General features: G+C 52.2%; 5 protein-coding genes. 1 reads left to right on the top strand and 4 read right to left on the bottom strand.

The genetic code is table 11. The annotated features are described in order from the left end of the window. Positions 1–251, top strand: a 251-nt coding sequence (locus AC1DRN_RS29610; protein WP_477786903.1) for a hypothetical protein, incomplete at its 5' end; no start/stop codon positions are given. A gap of 69 nt (positions 252–320) precedes the next feature. On the opposite strand, the gene AC1DRN_RS29605 is transcribed toward AC1DRN_RS29610, so the two are convergent. The 4 genes from AC1DRN_RS29605 to AC1DRN_RS29590 all read right to left on the bottom strand — a co-directional run. After that, the gene (locus AC1DRN_RS29605) at positions 321–1,331 is read right to left on the bottom strand and encodes a hypothetical protein (protein WP_458237962.1); all 1,011 of its coding nucleotides are present in this window, start codon (positions 1,329–1,331) and stop codon (positions 321–323) included. A gap of 75 nt (positions 1,332–1,406) precedes the next feature. Next, positions 1,407–1,805 carry a hypothetical protein gene (locus AC1DRN_RS29600; protein WP_457265927.1) on the bottom strand — a complete coding sequence of 133 codons (399 nt, stop codon included), beginning with the start codon at positions 1,803–1,805 and terminating at the stop codon, positions 1,407–1,409. Positions 1,806–3,094: 1,289 nt separating this feature from the next. Then, positions 3,095–3,517, bottom strand: a complete 423-nt coding sequence (locus AC1DRN_RS29595; RefSeq protein WP_457265926.1) for a hypothetical protein — start codon at positions 3,515–3,517, stop codon at positions 3,095–3,097. Between the two features lie 468 nt (positions 3,518–3,985). Beyond that, positions 3,986–5,082: tyrosine-type recombinase/integrase (locus AC1DRN_RS29590; protein ID WP_477786902.1), on the bottom strand; the 1,097-nt coding region annotated here is incomplete at its 5' end.

Raw genomic sequence — 5,082 nt, 5'->3', positions numbered from 1 at the left:
GTCCTGATGTGGACTCCGAGTTAAATTCAAGGGAGCTTGATGGGCTGGCTGTAATCTGTGATAAACATGACTGGTCTCCTGACAAACCAGTTAGAACAAAAAAGTTAGAAATTACAACTGATGGCGAGTCAAGAGAGTATCGGTACGGTGATGTGAGTCGTAGAGTCGACTTTCTGATTATTTTTATTACCTTTCTGCCCGAGTTTTCGGGGTGGGCCTTTTATTTCTGTGGTCGTAATAGTATCAAATAAAGCCCTGCCGCATCCTTTACGGTGCGGCCTTACGGGGTTCTTTAAGATCAGCTCAGTAGCGAGCTAAAGCTACGCCAAGGTGATGCGGGTGATCATCGGGAAGGCCACATCCTCGGTCTGGAGACCATCAGCGGTCAGCTTCACCTTGACCTTGCCGTTAGCCACGATGTCTACCTGAGCCATGATCTCAACGTCCCATGCTTGATGGGCAGCGTTACGGGTCGCTTGGATCTTCCAGATGTCGCCGTTACGACCTTCACGGTAGCTCAGGCTGGTGAACATCTTAGGCAGCAGGAACAGACCCTGATCAGTACCAGTGTAAGGCTGCACAGAGGCGCCAATGAGGTCTTGGAGGTCACCCTTGCCAGCTCGCTGAGCAGCACGGTTCAACACGGCCACCAGAGACACAGGCAGAAGAACCACGAAGTCAGCCAGTGAGGTGCCCACGGTTTGGTTGATGTTCATCGTCAAGATGTCGATGAGGTCCTCAGCGATCTCTACAGGCTTGCCGGTAGGCATTGTCGCGGGGACAACCTCAGTGGAAGGAGCGGTCGAGAGGATGCCAGCGATCTTGCCAGCGGCAGTGAACTCGATATCCCGCAACAGCTTCTCAGCGGTCTGACTCATGGACTGCTCAGTCCAGCCAGCAATCAAGGTGTGGTCGAGGACGGTGTGGCGGTAGCTGATCAGCAGAGCGGTGTCGGTCGGCTCAGTGAAGATCACAGACCCGGCCAGGACGGGGCCCTTAGCGACCACCTCATTGTCCCAGTTCTTGCGAGGGTCGAAGGTGACAGTGCGATCAGCCATGGTGATGATCTGTTGACCAGTGGCCTCAGTACCATCCGGACGGAACTCGCAAGGGGTCGCCTCTATGGCAGCCTCACGCCACTCATCGCTATTGAGGTATTCGCTGAGGCCCTCTGTCAGGGCTTCCACATAGACGGACACGTCGGTGGCTCCCAAGTTCTCATGGCGGATGTCTCCGGTGGAGAACTGGATAGTGTTACCGTTCTCGTAGGCCGCTGAGGCGTGCTTTACGGTGTCTTTGGTTGGTGCAATGTATTGGTTAGTCAGTTTCATAGTTTGGTTCTCCTGAATTGGATTGAATGAAGTGTGTTGAGTTTGAGGGGTGGTCTTTAAGGTCCCCTTGAGGGTTTACCAGCCAGAGTTACGGGATCGGGCAGCTAAGACCTTGGCACCATGCTCACGGATGGCAGCGGCACGGGCTTCCTTATCGGCCTTCGCTTGGGCCAGCTCACGGGGCGTCCACTCACGGAGACACTCTGCACGAGCCTCATGCTCAGCTTGTTGGCGAAGACGCAGACGGGCCTTCTCTGACTTGTCTATGGCGTACTCTCGGGCAGCCTCAGGGACCGCATCGAGCGACAGACCGGCCTCAGCGAAGACCTTAACGATCTCAAGCTTACGGCTCTGAACGGTGGCGCATTGAGCGATCAGCATGGGCAGAATGATGTTCTCGGCATACTCACGGCTCAGGGTCTGACCGGACACGGTTACTTCATCTTTCAGGACGTTGGTGATGGTGATTTTCATGGTGTTGGATCTCCTATGAGGTGACCCATTAGTTCAGCCTTGGCGCCATAGAGGCACACGACAAGACGGCAAGGAGTGAGCCGCGTGGGCATCTTCCAAGACTGACTAATAGGTTCTTGATTTCAGATATTTAAAGTTGATGGTCTAACAGGACATGGCGGACCTGAGAGGCATCTTTACGGGGACCTGTGAGGCGACACAGGGTTACTGCTGGCGTAGCGTTAGCTCGCTACTGAGTAGGGTGTGGTTAGCACCACTTGGACGCTTAGACATAATGGTGGGAACATTCTTCATGAGCCGGACCAATCTATCCAAGTCGATCTTAAGGGTCTCCAAGAGTTCTTTGAGGGCGTCTACGTGGTACACAGACATCCTCGTCTTGAGGAACGCATAGGCACCTTCGACATCCTTGTGAGCCCTGAGACCCGTAGTCTTGACGGTGAAGATGGCATAGGCCGATCTCGGAGTCATGGTCGCTTCGATGGCTAAGAGGTCAGCTTGATGYTGAGGCTCAAGACCATCTAACTTGAAGTGGAATAGCATAGGACCTCCTTGAGGTGACTGAGAGAATAGGGATTATCATGGTCGCCAGACCAATCCCTAACTTAGAGACAACTTGAGATATCTATAAGGAATCCTAAAGATAAAGAATAAAGATTTATTTAAAGAATAATAATAAGAGTTACTCAATGAGCAATCTTTAAGAATCTTTAAGTTAAAGGCCCCCGTGCAACTTGAGCAATACACGGTGGCCCCAATCCCGTGCAAGGTCTCTCAGCGGTGTCCTCCATGGACATCGACTAACGAGTGACAATATCAAGCTGCGCTCCTTCCTACTGGAGCCAGACACTGAGGTCTGCTTACCGGGGACTGTTGAGCGCTTGGCGTTCCTCCCATGAAAGGTGGTCGCACTGGTCGTCTCGGTTGTCGCTGGTCGGGTACGCAAGGGAGCCCGGTAGGAATCTGAGAGGTGCCTCAAAGAATGGCTTTCGATTCTTCTGGTGTCCTCTCAATAGTGAGGGGTTTTAAATATTTGTTGATATTCTGGCTTCCATTCGGGTCGTCCATAAGAATCACTGCGATGGCTTGCTGGTCTGCTTAGCGTCATTCTCTCAGCCTGTGGATCCTGGAAAGGGTTCCTCAGTGATCCGCTTGCGGAATGGATCAGAACCCAAAGCCATCCCGTAACCACAACGGGAAATCACGTGACCTGAACACTTTCGGGTCTACCTCAAATATTCAACGCAGTGGTTCAGGTGCTACGCGTTGATCGGTGTTTCAAAAGAAGCTCACAAACTCTTACCATTAGCATTTTTGATGCCTTGCTCGGCCACATCACAAATAAATTTGGCAACATATGAGGCGACATTCCCACTCTCAAACAAAAAATCATTTTCGAATTGATATTCGCCACTAACACTTAGAGTAACCAACTTCCCCATTTTTTTATTGCAATCCCCAGCAGAGACATACCACTTATGCAACTCTATCTTAGAAGACTTGGGGCTAACTATCCTTCCGACTAATACCGCAATTGGAACATCGCTCTTATTTTTTGAATACTCGAATGTGCCGGCCATGGCCTCCCATTTTGATCCATCGTTTGCTAACACGAGACTTATCCAATTCTTATCCGCATCTGCGGAGTAACCAAGGATTGGAAACATTGCCCCCGCCAAAACAACCAAACACCTCTTATACACACTCATCATTTTCACTCATCCTATCAGGCGAAAACCACACTTAGTATTTCAGCACCAGACGGCAGCGCTTTGTAGACTTTAGCCGTACGAATAGCCCCTCGCTGGTCTTTGGGGCTCGTGTACGACTGATCATTGCCTACTTGTAGGTTTGAGGAATAGTTACTGCATCCCGATACGAGACCTATAGGCAAAGTAAAGCAGATAGCAGCACAACGCATTTGAAGCCTCTTTAGGTAAATCGCTTAACGATATCATTAAGGCATCACTCAGGCGACAGTGAGTACCTGAGTGAGCAAGGCTGCCTTCAGCGCTACAGCCATCCGTCCCACTTCCACAGATGCCCCGGCCCCATACAGGTCATAGCTGATCGACCCCGACGAATGCCCCAAGATTGACTCAGTGGTTCCCACAGGGATCTCAGCGGCCTTCATTGCGCTTTGAATAGAGGCCTACCGCAAAACGGTAGACCCAACTTCACTACTCGGCCAGAAGAGCAGCCGTCAGTGCTTCAGCCATACGGCCCAGTTGTACATTCCCAGCGGCCCCATAGAGGTCATACGTGATCGACCCAGAGCTATGCCCAGTGATCTCCTGAGAGATACCCATCGGCACCTCTGCAGACTTGAGGCGCCCCGACATGGAGTGACGAAGGGAGTGGAAGGAAAGACCGGTATTGGTCTCGGTGCCCAGTACATCACGAGTCAATTGATTGAGCATGGACGTGAAGCCACTTGAGGACCGCTTGAAGAGCTTCCCATCGGCAGCCTCAGCGAAGGCCTTGAGCGCCTCCAAGTCCAACCCATAGGCCGCCACCAAGGGCACCTTACGGATACTGAACTTGTTCTTGATGGTCTTTCCGTCATTGGTGTTTATGTCCATGACCAGCAAGCCTTGGACCTCAATGATGTCCTTCGAGGTCAACTGGTAGATCTCGCCAATACGAGCCCCAGAGACTACGCCAAGACTCAGCGCCCAGCGCTTCCAGTCTGTTGCAGGGAGCTTGTTCGCATAGTCCATCAAGGCAGCCACTTGAGCCGGTGAGAACTCCTTGCGTTGGCTCTCAGCGCCCTTGAGGATCTGAAGCTTTTTATCGAAGGCCTTGTCGATATAGGCGTTGGCTTCAGCCCAGCCCATGATCGTTGAAAGATGGGTCAGGATCTTATTGACCGTCGAGACCTTACGGCCCTCTTTGAGGCTATCCCTCAAGGCCATCATGTGAGCCCTGTTGTGGGTCTTCAGGTCCAGGCCACCAAGCAACTTGCTGATCGTCCCGCAGGACGCCTTGAGGTTCTTCAGCGTGGAGCCTGTGAGGTCGTCTTTACGCTCGGCCATGTAGAGCCCTGAGAGGTACTCGAAGGTGTGGACAGGTGAGCCTTCAGATGAACCTTCAGGGGCCCCTTGAGGCGCTAATACAGATAGGGACACAGGAAGAGGCACGTCACTCACGTGCTTCATCTCTTCGATGATCTCAACGATCTCTCCAAGGCTTCCATGGGTTCGCTCTTCAGCGGCAGCCATGATCCTTGTCCCCATCATCACCGCCTTGGCCTGATCGGAATTCAAAGGCACCGTAC

The organism is Pseudomonas sp. P5_B3 (genome assembly GCF_056400405.1).
Note: the sequence above shows the minus strand (reverse complement) of the source record. Positions and strands in the feature narration are given on the sequence as shown.